This is a genomic window from Bartonella sp. AA56HLJMS (assembly GCF_042197145.1).
Taxonomy (GTDB): domain Bacteria; phylum Pseudomonadota; class Alphaproteobacteria; order Rhizobiales; family Rhizobiaceae; genus Bartonella.
Genome location: NZ_JBHIRL010000001.1, coordinates 242366 through 263096, shown reverse-complemented (window position 1 = coordinate 263096; position 20731 = coordinate 242366). Strand labels below are relative to the sequence as shown.

Genomic DNA, 20731 nt, shown 5'->3' with positions numbered 1-20731 from the left:
GATTTTAATTGATGCAATATAAAAGAGATTTGCCATGAGAGAACTTTACAATATTCTGGACTCTCATTCAACATGCAAAACGATAAATTACTATTATAAATCAATATATTGAAGGTACTGTATGATATTAATACTGATTGCAAAAGAAAGATCATTGGCATACATCGAAAAAAGCTAAAGAAAGAAATATTCTAGAAGTTCATATGAGCTTATGCGTAAACTTTTATGACGCAAATAAAATAGGCTTTTGTTGCAATCATCATTTTTTAATGAAAAATGTTTGATTATGTTTTTTCTTCCAAAAATTCTTGCGCTGTAAAACGATACATTTTTGAGCAAAATTCACATGTAACTGAAATATATTTATTTTGAACCATTTTATTGCGTTCATCAATAGAAAAGCCTTCTAGGATTCCTTTAATTTTTTCGTGTGAACAAGAACATTGATCAACAAGAGAAAAAGGGTTAAAAACTCTAACACCTTGTTCATGAAAAAGACGGAACAAGAGCTGTTTACTACCGACCTGGGGATCCGTTAATTCTGAACTTTCAATCGTTTTCATGAGTATTTTAGCTTCCTGCCATTGGTTATCCAATTGGATATGAGTTTTCGTTTCTTCTCGCTTGTGATGAGACGATGATTGGGGCAAAAGTTGGGTCAAAATACCTCCAGCTCGCCAGCTTTTCTGCGGTTTTCCTTGTTGGTCACGATTAATTAATATAGCAACAGCCAAACGGATATCGGTAGGAATTTGTTCTGATTGATCAAAATAAATACGAGAAGCTTCTTGTAAATTTGATCCATCTAATGCAACTATCCCTTGATAAGGTTGCATATGGGGACCTTGATCAATTGTGAAAGCTAAAGTGCCTTTTCCTAAAAGTATTTCTGAAGAGATTTGATTATTGTCTATGGCTTGTTTAAGCTGTTCCTTATCAAAACGAGCGTATCCACGTAAACTGGAAGGAGGCGAAAAATCGCACACCAACATATTAACTGGTCCATCGGAATGAGTTTGTAAAATAAATTTTCCCGTAAGTTTTAGAGAAGTTCCAAGCAGAACCGTTAAAAGTAAAGCTTCTGCTAGAAGATAAGAAACCGGTTCAGGGTATTGATGTCTTGTGAGAATAGAATTTAAAGTTTCCCCAAGTTGTACGGCACGTCCACGGATATCAAGTTCTTCAACTTGAAAGGGAATAACACTATCATCTTCATGCAAGAAGTTGTTGTTGAGAGAGGCTTCATCTTTAGCTTGTTCACTCATAGCTTTGCCTTTTTTATATAATTTGTTGTAGGGAGGCTATTGTGGAGAGAAAAACGCATCTTGTAAACACCAAGAAAGAATTGCTTTTTGAGCATGAAGACGATTTTCAGCCTCATCGAAAACAACGGAGTGCGGTCCATCAATCACAGAATCAACCACTTCTTCACCACGATGAGCAGGAAGACAATGCATAAAAAGAGCATCAGGTTTTGCTAATTTCATGAGAGATTCATTGACTTGATAAGGCTGAAAAATAGAACGACTGCGAGCACGAAATTCTTGTCCCATGGAGACCCATGTGTCGGTCATAATACAATCAGCATCTTGAGCTGCTTTTTGGGGATCATGGGTTAGCATAAGATGTGCTCCTCGCTCACGTGCCCAATGTATAAATTTTTCCTGTGGTTCACTGCCCTTTGGAGTAGCAATACGCAAATGAAAACCAAAAAGAGCTGCGGCTTCAATTAAGGAATGGAGCACATTATTACCATCCCCCATCCACGCAAATATTTTGCCAGCAATTGGCCCTCTATGTTCCTCATAGGTTAAGATATCTGCTAGAATTTGGCAAGGATGTGTATCATCTGTAAGGGCATTAATGACAGGAATTTGTGCATATTGTGCCAATTCGAGCATACGTTGGTGTTTCGTTGTTCGCAATATCACAATATCCACAAAACGGGATAAAACGCGCGCCGTATCAGCTATGGTTTCACTATGACCAAGTTGCATCTCTGAACCCGTGAGCATGATCGTATCTCCGCCAAGCTGGCGCATACTGATATCGAATGAAATACGGGTTCGTGTGGATGGTTTTTCAAAAATCATCGCGAGTGTTTTACCTATAAAAGGTTTTGAACCTTTTCCTGCCTTAAAAGATGCTTTAAGAATTTTTGCATAATCAATCAGTGCACGCGCCATTGCTGGCGTTAAAATGGATAAATCCGTGAAATGACGAAGAGCATTTGTCATATGTGTGATATTTGTCTTTCTTTATTTATTTGCGAAAGATAGGAAATTGCTTTTTCAATACGATGCAAACTTTCATCTATTTCTTCTTCCCTAATGATAAGAGGAGGCAATAAGCGCACAACATTGTTGTTGGCTGCAACGCTTAAGAGATATTCATTTTCCAAAGCATTAACGACAAGATTTGAAGGCACAACACATTGAATACCCAACATAAGCCCCATCCCCTGAACTGCGCAGATAATATCAGGATAGATATTGAGAATGTGCAAAAGCCCACTTTTTAGTTTATCACCCATGCGCTGAACATGGATGAGAAAACTTGGCTCTAACAAAACATCAAGAACACTATTTCCTACAGCCATTCCAAGCAAATTTCCTCCAAAGGTTGATCCATGCGTTCCAAGTATCATACTTTTTGCAACTTTATCCGTTGCAAGGCAAGCGCCCAATGGAAATCCACCTCCTAGTCCTTTTGCGAGGGTAAGAATATCAGGCGTGACATCACTCCATTCATAAGCAAAAAGCTTTCCTGTTCGTCCCATGCCCGTTTGCACTTCATCCAAAATCAACAACAGACCATTATCATCGCATATTTTACGCAAAAATCTTAAATATTCATGAGAAACCGTTCGTATTCCTCCTTCTCCTTGAATAGGTTCAATAAGAATAGCGGCGGTATTTTTATTAATAGCGTTACGCAAAGCGATTTCATCACAAAAAGGTACTTGAATAAATCCACCAGCTTTAGGTCCAAAGCCTTCAAGATACTTTTCATGCCCAGTCGCAGCAAGTGCAGCAAGTGTACGTCCATGAAATGCCCCTTCAAAAGTAATTATTTCAATGCGTGCTGAATGACCAGTAGCATAGTAATAATGACGTGCCGTTTTGAATGCGCACTCCAATGCTTCAGTGCCTGAATTGCAGAAAAAAACCTTATCCGCAAAACTATTTGCACAAAGCCGCGTGGCAAAAGATGCTTGTTCAGGAGATTGAAAAATATTAGAAACATGCCAAAGTTTTTCAGCTTGTATCTTGAGCGTATCAACCAATTTTGGATGTGAATATCCTAATGCATTAACAGCAATGCCAGATGTGAAATCAAGATAATGGTCTCCTTTATCGGAAATAAGCCATACACCATGCCCCTGTTCAAAATGCAAATTTCGTCTTGCGAAGCATTCATAAAGTGGTTGTATAGAGACGGCATCCATCATAATTCCCTTTATATTTTAGTCTTTTCAATATATATATATACAAAGCAACACTACAAATAAAACAGCATGGTATATTTCGTTACGGTGCTTTCAACATTTCATTACGATTAGTGATTAAACCTATAGAATAGATCATTACACCAATTGAAAAAAAGTCAATGAAGGTTCTAAAAATAAGCATTTTGGGAAAAAGCCTTAAACAAAAGTGAAAGTTTAACCTATGATTGATTTGCAAGTTGGGGAAAACATTCTAAATAAACTCTTTAAGAGGTAAAGACTCTTGTCATAGAGTGAGTGCATATTGTAATTTACAATATAATAAGCAAGATGATGTGTTTTGATTTGTAAATCCACAGGTTGGATGATTTTTTTATGCTCACGTAGAGTGTAAGGTTCTTTCATTCAGCGTAATGAAAACATTATTTAAACATTTGAAGATGCAACGGGGGAGAGCATCTTAGTGACGTAATCGGAATGGAGTGCTGGTATGGGTTGGACATGTGAACGCGTTGAGCTTCTTAAAAAGCTTTGGAGTGAAGGGTTAAGTGCAAGTCAAATTGCTGCTCAATTAGGTGGGGTCAGCAGAAATGCAGTCATCGGCAAAGTACATCGATTAAAGTTACCAGGACGTGGTAAGACAGCACAAGGAAGCACGCGTGCGCAAAAAACTCCCGTGGGAAGTAGCAGCCCATCATCTCCACGTGTGCGTCGCAACACATCCACGGTATCGCCAATAAACACATCATCTGTAAGTATTGAAGAAACCGCTTTAAAGACAGAATTTGTAGTGGAAGATGTAAAAGAAGTTGATATGTCCACAAAATCCAATGTAGTTGTGCCTATATCACGTCAACTTAATCTTCTACAATTGAGTGAAAATACATGTAGATGGCCGGTTGGCGATCCATTATCAGCAGATTTTCATTTTTGTGGTGCAGATTCTGATGAAAATAGCCCCTATTGTGCCTTTCATGCTAAGCTAGCATTTCAACCAATATCTGAAAGACGTCGGATAAGAGTGTAATATCCTCAATTGAATCTCGTATTCTACGCCTTCTGCGCTTCGCTATTAAATTTTAATTATCGAATTATTATGAGAAAGAAATTTAATGGAGCTTTTAATAAATGAAAAAATTTCTTCATGAAACTATTCAACGAAACTGTATCCTTTGGTGCTATTGCGCAGCTGTGTGTTGTAAAGTTATATTCCTGTTTATTTTCATAATTTTCTTTAATTTAGTTGTACTGCTTTTAACACTATCCATAGTGACATCTTTTGAATAAGCTAGTTTCTCAATTTCTCATGTTTTTATTCTTCGTGTATTTACATAGAGTAATGCTGTGGTTTATAAAAATAATTTATCGCTTTGCAACCTGAATGAGATCCATTTATATCTCTCTCATTTTAAGTCCTCTTATATTGAATCAATCAAAATCTTTTGTTTGGGCGTCACGAGCGAGATGAGAACTGTGGAGAGTTAAAAACACTTAAAGAAAGGCATGCCTCTTATAAATGCTTTCAAGTGCCAAGGACTTAAAGGGTTGTTGCAACATTGGGAGATGGCAAAGTGTATGATGATGCCAGATTGCCCTTTTATTAAGTATAAAGATAGGGGGTGCTTCATGGATTTATCATTATACTCTTCACGGATGCCGTCGCAAAATAGGCTTGGGAGCGTTGAGAGATGTTTCTTTAAAACAAGCCTGTGAATACATGCAATTCAATGTCATTCTGTTTTGCGTGAGGGATGTGCCCCGTTAAAGAATGCGATAAACAAAAGCGTGAAGCAATACGTAGAATGTAAAATAATATCTTTATAATTTTTTATAAAAAATTATAAAGAAGGGAATATTGTATTCAAGGCTCTTACGAAATATACAAAAACAATAAATTATAAGTATAAATAAATATAAAATCTAGAGCGACCACAATAACATCACTTTCCTTCTCCCGACACAAAACGGCGCAACCAAACATAAAGCGCACCTTCTCCGCCATGCTGACGCGCTGCTTGCTCAAACGCGTGGACATAATATCGAAAAGCTGGTGTTGATAACCAATACGGAACAAATCTATACAAAGCTCCATCGCTCCCAACGGATCGTCCTTTTCCTGTAATCACAAGGACATAACGCAATCCTCTCTGCTGAGAGGACTGTAGAAATTTTTTTAAGAAAAAATAAGCTTCTTCCTGCATATAACCATGGAGATCAAGACGCGCCTCAAGAGGACAACGACCTTGGGAAATTTTACGATATGCAACATGATCAAAAAAATGAATCTTTTCTGCTTGTGTAACTGACCTCTTTTCTCTTTTAATAATTGTCGAGGGTTGTTGATTTTCCTGAGACAATGAGGAGATTTGAGTTACAGGCTGTTTTTTATCATTAATATTTGCAATAGTTTCTGAAGCAGAAGAGAGCATCTTACCGTGAAGCGGTGTTATCGTACGACAAACCATCTCCCATAAAAGACGATCTTGTGAAGCCAATAAATCTCTTTTTTGTCTCCATTTACTTGAGGACATTTTAATTTCTCATAAATCATTGAATGCTTATGGAAGAAAAACAAAAAGTATTTTAATTTTCATTTTCTGTAGCAAAAAGCTTCCAGTTGGGATCTGACGATAAACTATTGCGAACAAAAGTCCAAATATCCCTGATTTCTACAATAGCATCAGGATCACCGTCTATACGCTCGCCCTGTTCATTATAAGTAACAGAAATCATCTCACTGACAATACGTATCGTTAAAAGTTCATCTTGTTCTTGTATTGCCGCCGCAACAAATTCGGCCTTATTAATTCCAACAAAAGTGAATTCTATTCTTTCTTTATTTTTTTCTCGTTGCTCAATAGCCATACAAAAGCTCTCAAAAACATCCTGACAAAGCAAGCTTTTAAGTTGATTGCGATCACCTTTGGCAAAAGCTGTTACAATCATTTCATACGCAATTTGTGCACCTTTTATAAAAAGTTGAGGAGAAAAATGAGGATCAATTCTATGAAATTCCCGCAAATTTTTATTCAAAACACTTCCCTCCGGTGAAATTTTATCAATTTCACTAAAGTCGTCTTTTTGTGAATTTTTCTGATGAGGGAACGAAACAATATTATCAGCCGTTTCTGCTTCAACTTGTTTTTTAGAACGTCGTGAATAAGGATCAAAGGGTGGCTTTTCAAACCCAATTCGTTTCCCTAATACATTACGGAGTTGCACAAAAATAACAACCATAACAACAAGAGCTATGACAAGTATAACGTCAAATTCCATAGGCGCTGTCAATCTCCAAAGCTTAAGTCTCTAATAAACATTGCAGTCAATACCATTTATCAATAAATATGTAAAATAAGGAATCTTATCATTCAAATATTTTTATAGATTTTGTATTTAAACGGAGTTCTCTTAAGAATTTCTCCCCCTACTCATCTAGAAGGAAACTTTCATGTGATAAAACTTTATTCTATAAATCCTCGTTTTTTTGTTGTTATCTTTCTTTGCATTCTTTTAATCGAGATTGCTGGTTTTATCTTTGTTGGTCAAGAAATTGGTATTTTGGCAACCTTGAGCTTGGTTATTCTCACAACCATAGTTGGGGTTGTTTTATTGCGAATTCAAGGGATTAGCCTCTTAAAAAATATACAAAATGAACTTATCCAAGGACGCACATTAGAAAATAATATTATTAATGATGCTTTCATCATGTTTAGTGCAATTTTACTTATTCTTCCCGGCTTTGTAACTGACCTCTTGGGAATATTACTTCTTATTAAACCAATTCGCTCTGTTGCTTGGCATTTCTTTGCATCATTAAAAAACAAAATGAATCCCAATACTAAAAGAAAAAATGACTCTGAAAAAATAATTGATCTAAAAGCAGAAGATTACACAATTCATGATACGACAGAATCTCCATGGCGCAAAAATGATGATAACCATTGAAATGCCTAAAAAATCTGTAACAAACTAAAAAAATATTCAAGATAAAGAGCGCATTTCTTGCAACCTTTTGCAAGGCGTGATAACCAATCTGGTCTTTAGATCTAAAATAAATATACATATTATAATGGAAGAGGTTTGTCGTATGGCCGAAGATGAAATGAATAACAGTGGTGGAGAGCCGGTTTTTGCTGTATTAACTCAATATTTAAAAGATTTATCATTCGAAAACCCTGGTGCTCCTCGTTCATTACGTGCACGTGAAAAATCACCACAAATTGATATCAATATTAACGTCAATGCTAACCCAATTGGTGATGACAATTATGATGTCGTTTTGTCTCTCTCCGTCAAAGCCAATGATGAAACTGAAACCTTATTTCATGTAGAACTTATTTACGGTGGTGTTTTTCACCTTAAAAACATTCCACAAGAACATGTTATGCCACTGGTCTTTATTGAATGTCCCCGTCTTTTATTTCCATTTGCTCGCCAAATTATATCTGATGCTACTCAAAGTGGTGGTTTTCCACCTTTGTGGATTGATCCTATCGATTTTGCAGCACTCTTCCAAAAGCGTCTTTCTGAAGAGCAAAAAGACAATCAAATACAGCCCTCTTAAAAAATTTATTTTTTTTGCTATCAAAAAGCCCCTTGATATATTATTGGTATATTAGGGGCTTTTTTCCTTTAGACGACTTTTGCGGCATGATAAGCCGCAAGCATTGCAATATTGACAACATCTGTATCGCTTCCACTAAACGGTACAATTTGGACAGATTTTTCCAATCCAATTAAAATAGGACCAATGATAGTTGCTTCACCGAGTTCTTGTAACATTTTGCTTGCAATGGAAGATGCGTGATATCCAGGCATAACCAAAATGTTAGCAGGCTCCGTTAATCCCATAAATGGATATTGCTGCATCAATTTGGAATTGAGTGCCACATCAGCACTCATTTCTCCATCAAACTCAAAATCAACTTTGCGTTCATGCAAAATATTAATCGCATCCTGAATTTGCTGCGTCGTCTTCCCTTTCATATAACTAAATGTAGAAAATGCTAAAAATGCTACCCGTGGTTGATATCCAAATCCTCGCACAAATGAAGCTGCTTGTTCAGCTATATCTGCAAGTTCTTCAGCATTAGGATTTTCATAAACGGCTGTATCCGTAATAAACACAATTCGTCCACGGCAAATAGCCATTGAAATACCAATCAATCGTTCTTTTGGTTTTTCATCAATTGCACGACGTATATCGATCAACGCTGTTTCATAATTGCGTGTCACCCCTGTAACCATTGCATCAGCATCTCCTAGTGCCACCATACACGCAGCAAAATAATTGCGATCATTATTGATACGACGATGACAATCACGCAACAGCCAACCTTGACGCTGCATTTTTTTATAAAGATAATTCGCATAAGCATCTGTACGGCAAGAAAGCTTAGCATTCATAATAGAAATACCTTCACGCTCCAGATCAATTCCAGCGATAACAGCCGCTTCTCTTACTTGCTCTTCACGACCAACCAAAATTGCTTGTCCCAATTTTTGATGAACATAGGAAACGGCTGCCCGCATAACTTGCTCTTCTTCACCTTCTGCAAATACAATTTGTTTTGGCGCTTGACGAACATGGTTATAAACCCTACGCATCATCGAGGAAGTAGGATCACGTCTCGCATTCAAATCGCGCTCATAGGCCTCTAAATCATCTATGTTCTTTTGCGCAACACCGCTTTCCATTGCTGCTTTTGCTACCGCTATTGAAACAACCGTAAATAAACGCGGATCAAAAGGAACAGGGATGATATAGTTAGGACCAAACTTTAATCGCTTTCCATAATAAGCTTCTGCAACGCTGTCAGGCACTTCTTCATGCGCTAAATTAGCAAGAGCCTTTGCCGCAGCAATCTTCATGGCTTCATTAATAACTCTTGCACGCACATCAAGCGCACCACGAAATATATAAGGAAAACAAAGAACATTATTAATCTGATTTGGATAATCGGAACGCCCTGTTGCGACAATGGCATCATGACGCACTTGCATAACCTCTTCCGGCGTAATTTCTGGATCGGGATTAGCCATAGCAAAAATGATCGGCTGGGGTGCCATGGATCTTACCATTTCAGGAGTAAGAGCACCTTTAGCAGAAACCCCAAAAAATATATCTGCACCTTCCATTGCTTCCATAAGCGTACGTTTATCTGTTTGAATAGCATGCGCAGATTTCCACTGATTCATTCCCTCTTTGCGGCCTTCATAGACCACACCCTTTGTGTCACATAATATGATATTTTCGGAACGAAAGCCCATCGCTTTAATCAGTTCAATACAAGCAATCCCTGCAGAACCAGCACCATTACAGACTAACCGCGTATTTTGCATATCGCGCCCTGTTAAAGTCAAAGCATTGAGAACACCCGCAGCAACAATAATCGCTGTACCGTGTTGATCATCGTGAAAAACAGGTATATTCATCACCTCGCGTAGGCGGCTTTCAATCATAAAGCACTCTGGCGCCTTAATGTCTTCAAGATTAATTCCACCAAAAGAAGGTTCTAAATGACGCACTAAATTGATAAAACTTTCTGTATCGTTTATATCAATTTCTAAATCAATGGAATCAATATCCGCAAAACGCTTAAACAACACTGCTTTGCCTTCCATGACCGGCTTAGAGGCAAGTGCCCCTAAGTTGCCTAACCCTAAAATAGCTGTACCATTTGAAATAACAGCAACAAGATTGCCTTTTGCTGTATAATCATAAGCTAGCGCTGGATTTTGAGCAATTGCCTTAACTGGAACGGCAACACCTGGTGAATAAGCAAGTGCTAAATCATGCTGTGTTGCCATAGACTTTGTTGCAACAATCTCAAGCTTTCCTGGTCGACCACGACTATGAAAATCTAGAGCTTCTCTTTCGCTCGCACTGTAAACAGTTTGAGACATTTTCTGATCTTGCTCGCTCTTTTTCATCTCACTTTATTTTCTCCAAAAACAGTGTAAATTTTGCTTGATAATGCGTATAGTCATTAAATTTGATTCATATATTAGAAATCGCTATTCTTGCCTTAGCAAATCTGATGATGCGTTGCAATTTAGAGATAAATAGATATTGAAGTAAACAAAAAAGAGTAAAAACTTCACTTAAAGGAAACAGGCCTCGTACAAATGGATAAAAAAAACAATCATAAAAATAATTTAATTCCACAGCCTGCCTCCCCATCTGCTTCCTCTCAAGAACGTCTTACACCTATGATGGAGCAGTACATAGAAATCAAAGCCGTCCATCATGATTCCCTTCTCTTTTACCGAATGGGGGATTTTTATGAATTATTTTTTAATGATGCGATTGAAGCTGCTCAGGCTTTAGGAATCACACTCACAGCACGCGGAAAACATTTAGGACAAGATATTCCTATGTGTGGTGTTCCCGTTCATGCTGCAGATGATTATTTACAAAAACTGATTGCTTGTGGTTACCGAGTTGCTGTTTGTGAACAAATAGAAGATCCTGCTGAAGCAAAAAAACGTGGCTCAAAATCTGTTGTTCGGCGTGATGTTGTTCGTCTTGTAACACCTGGAACAATAACAGAAGAAAAACTCCTTGATCCAACACGCGCAAATTATTTGATGACACTTTCCCGTATAAAAACTAGCGATGGAGAGGAATTTGCTCTTTCTTGGATTGATATCTCAACAGGCATATTTCGTGTAACAGAGAGCCGCCAAGAAAAACTTTTAGCAGATATTATGCGTGTTGATCCACAAGAAATCATTGTTGCTGATTCATTTTTTCATGATAAATCTCACAAGTCACTTTTTAGTGTTCTTGATCGTATCGTTTCACCTCAACCTGCTTGTCTCTTTGATGCACTCACCGCTGAACACGATATTTGCAATTATTTTAAACTCTCAACTCTTGAAGGCGTTGCCGATTATTCACGCTGTGAACTCTCTGCAATTGTAGCTGCTATTCGTTATATCGAAAAAACACAAATCACACATCGCCCTCCCCTCATGCAGCCTGAGCGCCAAAATGAAAGTGCGACTCTTTTTATTGATGCCGCAACCAGATTAAGCCTTGAACTTATTCGTACGACATCAGGTCAACGGGATGGAAGTTTATTAAAAGCTATTGATCGCACTGTAACAGGAGGAGGATCACGCCTTCTTATTGACCGCCTTATTGCTCCTCTCACCACTCCTTCAGCTATTGATACGCGTTTGGATTCTATCGATTTTTTTCTACGTAATCCTTCTCTTGCAGAAGCGATAAAGCTTATTTTAAAGGGGGGACCAGATATGCCCCGCGCCGTTTCACGTTTGGCTCTTGGACGAGGAGGTCCCCGTGATATGGCGACAATCCAGCGTGGCTTTGAAATCATTCGTGAATTGCATCAACTTCTTGATAATGAGCTTCTGCCTCAAGAAATAAGTGATGTACAACAGGTGTTCTCAAAATTACCCACAGCGTTATACTTTCATTTAGAACAAGCATTAGCTGATGATCTCCCACTCCTTAAACGTGATGGTGGTTTTATTCGTTCTAATTATCATAAAGAGCTCGATGAAATGCGTGCTTTACGTGATGAATCTCGCCGTGTCATTGCTGAACTTCAAGCGCAATATGCCCAAGAAACAGATATTAAGACGCTTAAAATAAAGCATAATAATATTCTAGGTTATTTCATTGAAGTAACCAGCACACAAGCATCTTCCCTTACAAATAATCCACAAGCTAAAGCACGTTTTATTCATCGGCAAACAATGGCAAACGCTATGCGTTTTACGACAACAGAGCTCGCTGACCTTGAAAGCCGTATTGCCCATGCTGCCAATCACGCATTGACACTTGAACTAGAGATTTTTGATATTCTCGTTCATGAAATTACCGAACAAGTTGATTTTATTCGTAAAGCCTCTGAAGCACTTGCTATTTTAGATGTCTCTGTCGCTTTAGCATATCTTGCTGAAGAACAAGGATATTGTCGCCCTAAAATTGATCTTTCACTTACCTTTCGCATTACAGCAGGACGCCATCCTGTCGTCGAGCAAGCACTCCGCAAACAAGCAGCAGAACCTTTTATTGCCAATAATTGTGATCTCTCTGTGCAAGAAAATCAGCAATATGCAGCAATCTGGCTGTTGACAGGCCCTAATATGGGAGGAAAATCAACTTTTTTGCGGCAAAATGCTCTTATTGCTATTATGGCGCAAATGGGGTCCTTCGTTCCAGCAACTTCAGCACATATTGGTGTCGTTGATCGCCTATTTAGTCGCGTTGGGGCTTCCGATGATCTTGCACGAGGGCGCTCAACCTTTATGATGGAAATGGTTGAAACAGCAACGATTCTCAATCATGCTAGCCACCATTCCCTTGTTATTCTTGATGAAATAGGACGTGGAACATCAACCTTTGATGGACTTTCTATTGCTTGGGCTGCTGTTGAATATCTCCATGAAGTTAACCATTGTCGTGCTATTCTTGCTACCCATTTTCATGAAATGACTGCACTTACCGAAAAACTTGACAGACTGCATAATGTAACCATGAAAGTCAAAAATTGGGATGGTGATGTAGTTTTTCTTCATGAGGTCACACCAGGAGCCGCTGACCGTTCCTATGGTGTACAAGTCGCAAAGCTTGCTGGACTTCCCCCAGCCGTTATTACACGAGCAACAGATGTACTCCATCAATTAGAACAAGGCGAAATGGCTGGAAAAGGACATAAACTCATTGATGATTTACCTCTCTTTTCTCTTAAAGCAACATCTCCCGTCAATGAAGCAAAAAACAAACATTGTATACTTCACGAAGCTTTAAAAAATATTCATCCCGATGAACTCTCTCCTAAACAAGCTTTAGAAGCAATTTACCACCTCAAACAGCTTGAAAAGAGTAACCCTTTATAGAAAACAGATGTTATTTTTTATTAAAAAACCTTCTTAATAGGAGATAACGTAACCATTTTTGATATACCACAGCATAAACAGTTATTTATCGTATTCCCATCGCTTTTCTACATAATATATTTTGATAAGTGTAATTGCCTATAGGCAAAACCCTATGCATTATATTTCATATTCCCTTAGATTAATATTGGCTCTTATACAAAAAATTGGTCAAGATCGGCTATTTTTACAAGATAGTCGTTTTTTGTAAAGATTGTCATGAAATCTCCTCCACCTTGCAAATACGCCATATTTAATGAATTGTGCTTTTTCACGATCAATATTATTGTTATCATAGCAATATTTTTAGTTTAAAACTGTCAGTGTTGGAATACCATCCCATTTTGTATAATAAATTCATGGATAATGGGTCTCGTATTTTCTTCACATTTTAAGTTATTCTTCACATTTTAAGTTATAAAGAGCTCTTTTACTGTTTTCATATGAAACATATAATCAGATATATCACAGCTGTACTTTATTTTCATAAACATCCTTCAACTCCTTCCCACACCTTAATGGATAAGAATTTTCATTCGAATCAAGTCTGCAAATAGTCCAGCTTCTAACGGATTTTCCTTGACTTCCTAATCATGTGCTTCTCTTAAACTCAAAGCTTTACAAACAAGTCTAAGAATATTCACCACACACTAAAAACACACTTAATATTTAAGGAAGATGCCGTATATCACAGTCCTAAATGACAGTGTTTTACGGTACAACAAGATAATGCCACCAGTACAATAAATATCTTTCATAAATATGAGTAATAAGAAATCATAATCTCATATAAGATTGGAATATGATATGAAAAGTAATTATACTGTATCTGTTTTACATAGCTGCTAAAATAAGCAATCTACCGCAGTTTTTAGTTGTATTGATAGCTTTTTAATCATACTCATCATGACTCGAAATATTCTGATAAGTTCATAAACTCATAAAATAATTAGCTTAGAATATCGTGCAAAAGATGCAAAAAATCAGAGCACTATCTCTATTCAACTCATCAAATATTACGTACTGCACCCTTTGCAGCAGATGTGGTCATCGCTGCATAGGCTTTGAGAGCCTTTGAAACTTTACGCTGACGCTTCTCAATCGGTTGCCAAGCGCCTTTTCCTTTTGCTTCCATCTTAGAACGGCGCTGCTTCATCTCAACGTCATCCACCAACATATGAATTCTACGATTTGGAATATCAATTTCTATGATATCCCCCTCTTCCACCAACGCAATTTCTCCTCCTTCAGCAGCTTCTGGTGAAATATGTCCTATTGAGAGCCCTGAACTTCCACCTGAAAAACGTCCATCTGTAACAAGTGCACAAACCTTGCCTAATCCTTTAGATTTGAGATAACTCGTTGGATAAAGCATTTCTTGCATTCCAGGTCCACCACGTGGGCCTTCATAACGGATTAAAACAATTTCACCTGTTTTAATCTTATCAGTTAATATAGCTGAAACAGCTGAATCTTGGCTTTCAAAAATTCTTGCCGGACCTTTAAAAGTTAAAATTGATTGATCAACGCCTGCTGTTTTTACAATGCAGCCATCTTTTGCAAGATTTCCATAAAGAACTGCCAATCCCCCATCTTGTGAATATGCGTGTTCCCTATCGCGAATCACACCTTTTTCACGATCAATGTCAAGGGTCTCATAGCGACAAGATTGACTAAAAGCTGTCTGTGTTGGAATACCACCTGGAGCGGCACGATAAAATGCATGAACTGTTGGCTCATTAGTTTGCTTTACATCCCAGCGGTAAAGAGCTTCTTTCATTGTTTTTGCGTGAACCGTATAAGTTGATGTATCAATGAGTCCTGCCGCATCCAGTTCACCTAAAAGCCCCATAATACCACCAGCGCGATGAACATCTTCCATATGTACATTTGCAACAGCAGGAGCAACCTTACATAAAACAGGAACACAACGTGAAAGATGATCAATATCCGTCATGGTAAAATCCACCTCACCTTCTTGCGCTGCAGCTAAAAGATGCAGTACTGTATTGGTTGATCCCCCCATGGCAATATCAACGGTCATTGCATTTTCAAAAGCCTTGCGTGAAGCAATAGAGCGCGGCAAAACTGTTTCATCATCTTCTTCATAATAACGTTTAACCAATGCAACAATCTGTTTTCCAGCTTCTTCAAAAAGCATTCGTCGATCTGCATGTGTTGCTAACATTGATCCATTTCCGGGAAGAGAAAGCCCCAATGCTTCCGTTAAGCAATTCATAGAATTGGCCGTAAACATTCCTGAACAAGAACCACATGTAGGACAAGCAGCACGCTCCATTTCAGCAACTTCTTCTTCTGAATTTTGTTCTGAAGCTGCTGCAACCATGGCATCGACCAAATCAACCGTTAGATCTTGATCCTTCCATTTAATCTTACCTGCTTCCATAGGACCGCCTGAAACAAAGATTGTCGGAATATTCAACCGTAAAGCAGCCATTAACATACCAGGCGTAATTTTGTCACAATTAGAAATACAAACAAGTGCATCTGCACAATGTGCATTAACCATATACTCTACAGAATCAGCAATGATTTCACGTGAGGGCAACGAATAGAGCATTCCATCGTGCCCCATCGCAATTCCATCATCTACAGCAATGGTATTAAATTCTTTCGCAACACCACCGGCAACTGCTATCTGTTGTGCGACTAATTGCCCAAGATCTTTTAAATGGACATGCCCTGGTACAAATTGTGTAAAAGAATTCGCAATCGCAATAATGGGTTTACCAAAATCAGTATCTTTCATCCCTGTTGCACGCCAAAGTCCGCGGGCTCCTGCCATATTACGCCCGTGGGTCGATATCCTTGAACGGTAAGAAGGCATTATTTTTTTCCCCTCAAATAATTCCATTTTGCTTGTTGTGCTGTAACTTCATTATAAAAACAAGAGCTTTAATATTCAAAAGAGAAAAATACCTTGTACTGCGGCATTTGAAGCACAAAATTAAAAGCTCTGCATAAACTTTTTCATAAAGCCTTTGTTTTTTATTACCTGTTAATCAACATCTAATCCCTGTGCGAGTCCACGTTTGAGACAAATATCAAAACGCTTCAGTATGACACGAACTGTTCCAGATTTTTGTATGCCAGATTTGGTTAGTATATTGCATCTATCTGTTTGCGTAATTTCTGGAATTGGAAAGAATATAAAGAAATCGTGATAAAAATCTATCATCTCCTTATAATTCAGCTTTACACCTTTCAAACGCATTCATAAAAATATCTTTTAAATAATGATGACGCATTATCTCATGCTTTTGTTTTTACACTCTTCAATAGAGCTACTCCCCTAAGGAAAAACAAAACACACCAAACAAAATACACTTGTATAGCCTTTATACTCATTTTAAAGAGACATCTTTCAATGCGCTCGAGCCCATTTCACGATAGCGCCTATGAATGGTATAACAGCCCCCGTGAATAATATAAATCTATAAGGGACATCTTCACACTTATGAAGAAGAAAATTGACACCATCATACATTTTTTATCCCCATATCGTGAACGTCCTTGGTAATTGAGACAATTAAAAAGAGATATTTTTATTCCTTTCTTCAAGTGTTTTTATCCACATGGCTCTCCCTGCTTATGACATCAAGCAAGTGACTTTAATTGTTTCAATATAAGAAGATCTCAAATGAGAGAACCTTATGATATTCGGGACTCTCATTCCAGTTGTAAAAAATTAATTATGAATATAAATCAATACTTAATCTAATTATAACTCACATTACACCCTTTACGAAAAAATAGATAGAATTTATAAAGAGTACAGCTTTTTCTCGTAGGGTAATCTAGTGCAGAGTTACAATTTGTAGTTCATGCTCATTGGCTCCAGCAAGGGCGATAGAACGCTCATCGGATAAAATGATAGGATAACCTGTTTCACCAAAGAGAGCCCATATCGTAATGCCTGGGGTCATTGGTGGAAGATCTGGAAAGTTTTTAGCCAGATCATCTGTACAAACTTTTTTTAAATAGGCAATCTGTCCCGCATCAGAGTAGGATGTGTTCTGAAACGACAAGTTTTGTTTGTGTTCTCCCATTTCACTGTTCCTTTACGCCTTAACTTTTATGACTCACCACTACTGACTTTAATTGGAATCTGTTTTATTTCTTTTTTTAATTTTGGTTGATACAGATTAATTGATAAAAGACCATTTTTCAACTCTGCATTTGTAACATGCATCCCTTCCGCGAGAACAAAGGTTCGCTGGAATTGTCGCGCAGCTATACCCCGATATAAATATTGATGATTTTGGTTGTCTGTTTGTTTACCATGAATAACCAATTGATTATCATCGAGTAAAATATTAAGATGGTTAATCTTAAATCCAGCAACAGCCAAAGTTATCCGGATATGATTTGCATCATCACTTTTATGCAAACGTTCAATATTATAGGCTGGGTAAGCCTCATCAGCTTTACCGATACGTTGCAATATTTTTTCTACGGTTTCAAACCCTAAAAGAAAAGGATTGGAGAAAGGCGTCACATGTGTCATTCATGAGTATCCTCTTTAAAACGGCTTTACTTGACCAAACTCTATAAAAGTGTTCGCTGCACTCCTCTCATATGGCGAGCATGAATGATAACTTCAAGAGAGAAGATTTAAGAGAGTTCAATGCCTCAAAGTAACATAAAATTATCAAAGGTGCGAAATTTATCTAGTATATTGTATAATAAAGATGAAATTGCGGAAATATTTCGCCGTTTTTCTGTGCAACGCCCAACACCTAAGAGTGATCTTAACTATATAAATACTTTTACACTTTTAGTTGCCGTTGTGCTTTCGGCTCAAGCGACAGATGTAAGCGTTAATAAAGCGACAAAAGAATTATTTTTCCTTGCTGATCAACCGGAAAAAATGGTTGCATTAGGGGAAGAAGAAATAGCAAATCATATCCGTTCAATTGGCCTTTGGCGTGCAAAAGCACGTAATGTTTATGCGCTTTGCAACTGTTTAATTAATCAATATGGTGGTCAAGTACCCGATACGCGTGAAGCACTCATGGCCCTTCCTGGAGTTGGGCGCAAAACGGCTAATGTGGTCTTGAATGTTGCTTTTGGTCAGCCTACATTGGCAGTAGATACACATATTTTTCGCTTAAGCAACCGTCTTGGTTTGGCGCCTGGAAAAACACCAGAAATTGTTGAGAAAAAATTATTAAAGATTATACCGGTTCATTATATTCGCCATGCGCATCATTGGCTGATTTTACATGGTCGCTATATTTGTCAAGCCCGTAAACCACAATGTACGCAATGCATTATTGCCGATTTATGTAAAGCAGCCATCAAAACAAATGCAATTCCAGCACCTTTGGTTGAGCTTCAAGACAATGGAGCGCCGATTTTTTTGTAATACGGTCTTGCTATTTTGTGTATACTAGCTTATGAAAACGTCTTTAAGAGCCGCCCGGCAGGGCATGCCGTGGCTGTTTAAATGCTTGTTCAAGCGTTGGTCCGCTTGAGTGAATAAAATGTTTGATTGAATAAATTAATGTACGGAGTAGCAAAATGCCCAAGATGAAGACCAAATCATCCGCTAAAAAGCGGTTTAAAATCACTGCGTCAGGCAAAATTAAAGTAGCAGCTGCCGGTAAGCGCCACGGCATGATTAAGCGTTCGAATAAATTTATTCGCGATACACGTGGAACAATGGTTTTGTGTGAACAAGATGCTAAAAAAGTCATTCAGCATTATTTGCCGAATGGTATTTAAACCTTACGCTTTTGATTTTGAGGAGATTATAATATGGCTCGTGTGAAAAGAGGTGTGACAGCACACGCTAAGCACAAAAAAGTTCTTAAACAGGCTGAAGGTTTTTACAGTCGTCGTAAAAATACCATTCGTGCAGCTAAAGCAGCGGTTGATCGTTCAAAGCAATACGCTTATCGTGATCGCAAAAATAGGAAACGTACTTTCCGTTCTTTGTGGATTCAGAGAATTAATGCGGCTGTTCGCGCAGAAGGTTTAACTTATGGACGTTTTATTGATGGCTTATCAAAAGCCGGTATTGAGGTTGATCGTAAGGTTCTTTCAGATATAGCAATCCATGAGGCAGAAGCATTTTCTGCTTTAGTAGCTTCGGCAAAAAAAGCTTTAGAATATTTAAAAGATACGACACCTAATGCTTTCGAAGGCGCTGTCAAATAAGCCAGTCGTGTTCTCTTAAAGCATTCATTTATTCGAGGTCCCGTGCTGGCTATTGCGAGTGCGGGTTTTTCTTTATTAAAAAATAGGCAAAAATATGAATGATATTGAGCGTCTGGAACAAGAAATTTGTTTAGCCTTAGAGGCAGCAGGTGATGAACAAGCACTTGAAGAAGTGCGTATTGCAGCATTGGGTAAAAAAGGTAGTATCTCTGAAAAATTAAAAGAATTAGGAAAAATGGATGCTGGCGAGCGCCATAAAGTTGGACCAGTTCTTAATGGATTAAAAAATCGCATTTTAGAATTATGGGCACAAAAGCGTGATCTTCTGAAAAGACAGGCAATGGATGCTCGTCTTTCTCGTGAAAAAGTTGATGTTACCTTGCCTGTTCGCTCTTCACCTATAGAACGGGGACGCATTCATCCTATTTCACAAGTGATTGAGGAAATTATTGCCATTTATACAAAGTTGGGTTTTTCTCTTGCAGAGGGACCTGATATTGAAACAGATTATTATAATTTTACAGCATTGAATTTTCCTGAAGGGCATCCAGCGCGTGAAATGCATGATACCTTCTTTTTTGATGTTGATAAAATGGGAGAACGAAAATTATTGCGAACCCATACATCACCCGTACAAATTCGTACACTAGAAAAACAAAAAGCACCGATACGGATCATTATTCCTGGAAAAACTTACCGCATGGATTCGGATGCAACACATTCTCCCATGTTCCATCAGGTAGAAGGTCTTGTCATCGATAAAACCTCCACCATTGCACATATGATGTGGCTGCATGAAACCTTTTGTAAAGCATTTTTTGAAGTTCCCTCTGTAAAAATGCGTTTTCGTCCCTCCTTTTTCCCTTTTACCGAACCATCTATGGAGGTAGATATTCAATGTGATCGTTCTGGTTCAGAAGTAAAGTTCGGAGAAGGACAGGATTGGTTGGAAATTTTAGGATGCGGAATGGTGCATCCCCAGGTGTTGAAAAATGTTGGTTTAGATCCAGATGAATATCAAGGTTTTGCATGGGGCATGGGCATTGATCGTATTGCCATGTTGAAATACGGTATGCCTGATTTGCGGGCTTTTTTTGATGCTGACCTGCGTTGGTTAGACCATTATGGCTTTCGTTGCTTTGATATGCCTGCTTTTTTTCCTAATAAAAATGTGTGATCTTAGTCATC

At 38.0% G+C, this 20731-nt stretch carries 18 protein-coding genes and 1 pseudogene; 9 read left to right on the top strand and 10 right to left on the bottom strand.

The genetic code is table 11. The features are described 5' to 3' along the window. Positions 1-284 precede the first annotated feature (284 nt). The 3 genes from ACFINI_RS01005 to ACFINI_RS00995 are packed head-to-tail and all read right to left on the bottom strand — an operon-like array spanning position 285 to position 3448. On the bottom strand, positions 285-1265 hold the full coding sequence (locus tag ACFINI_RS01005; protein WP_375620842.1) for an Hsp33 family molecular chaperone: 981 nt from the start codon (positions 1263-1265) through the stop codon (positions 285-287). A 36-nt stretch (positions 1266-1301) separates the two neighbouring features. Next, a complete protein-coding gene (gene argF, locus ACFINI_RS01000; protein WP_375645412.1) occupies positions 1302-2237 on the bottom strand; it encodes an ornithine carbamoyltransferase in 936 nt (311 codons plus the stop codon). Further along, positions 2234-3448, bottom strand: coding sequence for an aspartate aminotransferase family protein (locus ACFINI_RS00995; protein WP_375645453.1), 1215 nt, complete (start codon positions 3446-3448; stop codon positions 2234-2236). Before ACFINI_RS00995 ends, argF begins: the two co-directional genes overlap by 4 nt. Positions 3449-3938: 490 nt before the next feature. Here ACFINI_RS00995 and ACFINI_RS00990 point away from each other — a divergent pair, with 490 nt between their 5' ends. After that, a complete protein-coding gene (locus ACFINI_RS00990) occupies positions 3939-4475 on the top strand; it encodes a GcrA family cell cycle regulator (RefSeq protein ID WP_375617530.1) in 537 nt (178 codons plus the stop codon). A 529-nt stretch (positions 4476-5004) separates the two neighbouring features. Then, positions 5005-5253: pseudogene (locus ACFINI_RS00985) on the top strand (Arm DNA-binding domain-containing protein); the annotation flags it as partial. Between the two features lie 135 nt (positions 5254-5388). Here the strand turns inward: ACFINI_RS00985 and ACFINI_RS00980 are convergent. Both ACFINI_RS00980 and ACFINI_RS00975 read right to left on the bottom strand, forming a co-directional pair. Continuing rightward, complete coding sequence (locus ACFINI_RS00980; protein ID WP_375645411.1) at positions 5389-5979, bottom strand: Smr/MutS family protein; 591 nt, start codon at positions 5977-5979, stop codon at positions 5389-5391. 52 nt (positions 5980-6031) lie between these two features. Further along, positions 6032-6724 carry a Tim44/TimA family putative adaptor protein gene (locus ACFINI_RS00975; RefSeq protein WP_375645410.1) on the bottom strand — a complete coding sequence of 231 codons (693 nt, stop codon included), beginning with the start codon at positions 6722-6724 and terminating at the stop codon, positions 6032-6034. A 174-nt stretch (positions 6725-6898) separates the two neighbouring features. On the opposite strand from ACFINI_RS00975, the gene ACFINI_RS00970 reads away from it, so the two are divergent. Further along, the gene (locus tag ACFINI_RS00970) at positions 6899-7393 is read left to right on the top strand and encodes an FxsA family protein (protein WP_375612822.1); all 495 of its coding nucleotides are present in this window, start codon (positions 6899-6901) and stop codon (positions 7391-7393) included. Positions 7394-7535: 142 nt separating this feature from the next. After that, positions 7536-8012, top strand: coding sequence for a protein-export chaperone SecB (gene secB / locus ACFINI_RS00965; protein WP_375611417.1), 477 nt, complete (start codon positions 7536-7538; stop codon positions 8010-8012). 68 nt (positions 8013-8080) lie between these two features. On the opposite strand, the gene ACFINI_RS00960 is transcribed toward secB, so the two are convergent. Beyond that, positions 8081-10381: an NADP-dependent malic enzyme gene (locus ACFINI_RS00960; protein ID WP_375639707.1), complete on the bottom strand. Its 2301-nt coding sequence runs from the start codon at positions 10379-10381 to the stop codon at positions 8081-8083. A 195-nt stretch (positions 10382-10576) separates the two neighbouring features. On the opposite strand from ACFINI_RS00960, the gene mutS reads away from it, so the two are divergent. After that, a complete protein-coding gene (gene mutS, locus ACFINI_RS00955) occupies positions 10577-13321 on the top strand; it encodes a DNA mismatch repair protein MutS (protein ID WP_375645409.1) in 2745 nt (914 codons plus the stop codon). A gap of 1048 nt (positions 13322-14369) precedes the next feature. Here mutS and ilvD read toward each other — a convergent pair. From ilvD to ACFINI_RS00935, 4 genes are all read right to left on the bottom strand, one after another. Then, the gene (gene ilvD / locus ACFINI_RS00950; RefSeq protein WP_375645408.1) at positions 14370-16208 is read right to left on the bottom strand and encodes a dihydroxy-acid dehydratase; all 1839 of its coding nucleotides are present in this window, start codon (positions 16206-16208) and stop codon (positions 14370-14372) included. A gap of 171 nt (positions 16209-16379) precedes the next feature. Further along, positions 16380-16559 (bottom strand): hypothetical protein, encoded by a 180-nt coding sequence (locus ACFINI_RS00945; RefSeq protein ID WP_375611413.1) that lies wholly within the window; start codon positions 16557-16559, stop codon positions 16380-16382. Between the two features lie 619 nt (positions 16560-17178). Beyond that, positions 17179-17430 carry a DUF1150 domain-containing protein gene (locus tag ACFINI_RS00940; protein ID WP_012754519.1) on the bottom strand — a complete coding sequence of 84 codons (252 nt, stop codon included), beginning with the start codon at positions 17428-17430 and terminating at the stop codon, positions 17179-17181. A gap of 26 nt (positions 17431-17456) precedes the next feature. Beyond that, positions 17457-17888, bottom strand: a complete 432-nt coding sequence (locus tag ACFINI_RS00935; RefSeq protein WP_375612819.1) for an Hsp20 family protein — start codon at positions 17886-17888, stop codon at positions 17457-17459. 120 nt (positions 17889-18008) lie between these two features. On the opposite strand from ACFINI_RS00935, the gene nth reads away from it, so the two are divergent. From nth to pheS, 4 genes are all read left to right on the top strand, one after another. Beyond that, the gene (gene nth, locus ACFINI_RS00930) at positions 18009-18749 is read left to right on the top strand and encodes an endonuclease III (protein WP_375639713.1); all 741 of its coding nucleotides are present in this window, start codon (positions 18009-18011) and stop codon (positions 18747-18749) included. Between the two features lie 155 nt (positions 18750-18904). Beyond that, positions 18905-19108, top strand: coding sequence for a 50S ribosomal protein L35 (gene rpmI, locus ACFINI_RS00925; protein ID WP_375645407.1), 204 nt, complete (start codon positions 18905-18907; stop codon positions 19106-19108). A gap of 33 nt (positions 19109-19141) precedes the next feature. Next, positions 19142-19543 (top strand): 50S ribosomal protein L20, encoded by a 402-nt coding sequence (rplT, locus tag ACFINI_RS00920; RefSeq protein WP_375645406.1) that lies wholly within the window; start codon positions 19142-19144, stop codon positions 19541-19543. Positions 19544-19637: 94 nt separating this feature from the next. Beyond that, positions 19638-20720, top strand: a complete 1083-nt coding sequence (pheS, locus tag ACFINI_RS00915; protein WP_375645405.1) for a phenylalanine--tRNA ligase subunit alpha — start codon at positions 19638-19640, stop codon at positions 20718-20720. Positions 20721-20731: the final 11 nt, after the last annotated feature.

Coding starts and splice junctions, on each gene's coding strand:
- pheS (WP_375645405.1), top strand. CDS start 19,638: ATGAATGATATTGAGCGTCTGGAACAAGAAATTTGTTTAGCCTTAGAG.
- ACFINI_RS00990 (WP_375617530.1), top strand. CDS start 3,939: ATGGGTTGGACATGTGAACGCGTTGAGCTTCTTAAAAAGCTTTGGAGT.
- argF (WP_375645412.1), bottom strand. CDS start 2,237: ATGACAAATGCTCTTCGTCATTTCACGGATTTATCCATTTTAACGCCA.
- mutS (WP_375645409.1), top strand. CDS start 10,577: ATGGATAAAAAAAACAATCATAAAAATAATTTAATTCCACAGCCTGCC.
- ACFINI_RS00945 (WP_375611413.1), bottom strand. CDS start 16,559: ATGATAGATTTTTATCACGATTTCTTTATATTCTTTCCAATTCCAGAA.
- ACFINI_RS00935 (WP_375612819.1), bottom strand. CDS start 17,888: ATGACACATGTGACGCCTTTCTCCAATCCTTTTCTTTTAGGGTTTGAA.
- ACFINI_RS00995 (WP_375645453.1), bottom strand. CDS start 3,448: ATGGATGCCGTCTCTATACAACCACTTTATGAATGCTTCGCAAGACGA.
- secB (WP_375611417.1), top strand. CDS start 7,536: ATGGCCGAAGATGAAATGAATAACAGTGGTGGAGAGCCGGTTTTTGCT.
- ACFINI_RS00975 (WP_375645410.1), bottom strand. CDS start 6,724: ATGGAATTTGACGTTATACTTGTCATAGCTCTTGTTGTTATGGTTGTT.
- ACFINI_RS00940 (WP_012754519.1), bottom strand. CDS start 17,430: ATGGGAGAACACAAACAAAACTTGTCGTTTCAGAACACATCCTACTCT.
- ACFINI_RS01005 (WP_375620842.1), bottom strand. CDS start 1,265: ATGAGTGAACAAGCTAAAGATGAAGCCTCTCTCAACAACAACTTCTTG.
- ACFINI_RS00980 (WP_375645411.1), bottom strand. CDS start 5,979: ATGTCCTCAAGTAAATGGAGACAAAAAAGAGATTTATTGGCTTCACAA.
- rplT (WP_375645406.1), top strand. CDS start 19,142: ATGGCTCGTGTGAAAAGAGGTGTGACAGCACACGCTAAGCACAAAAAA.
- rpmI (WP_375645407.1), top strand. CDS start 18,905: ATGCCCAAGATGAAGACCAAATCATCCGCTAAAAAGCGGTTTAAAATC.
- ACFINI_RS00960 (WP_375639707.1), bottom strand. CDS start 10,381: ATGAAAAAGAGCGAGCAAGATCAGAAAATGTCTCAAACTGTTTACAGT.
- nth (WP_375639713.1), top strand. CDS start 18,009: ATGCCTCAAAGTAACATAAAATTATCAAAGGTGCGAAATTTATCTAGT.
- ilvD (WP_375645408.1), bottom strand. CDS start 16,208: ATGCCTTCTTACCGTTCAAGGATATCGACCCACGGGCGTAATATGGCA.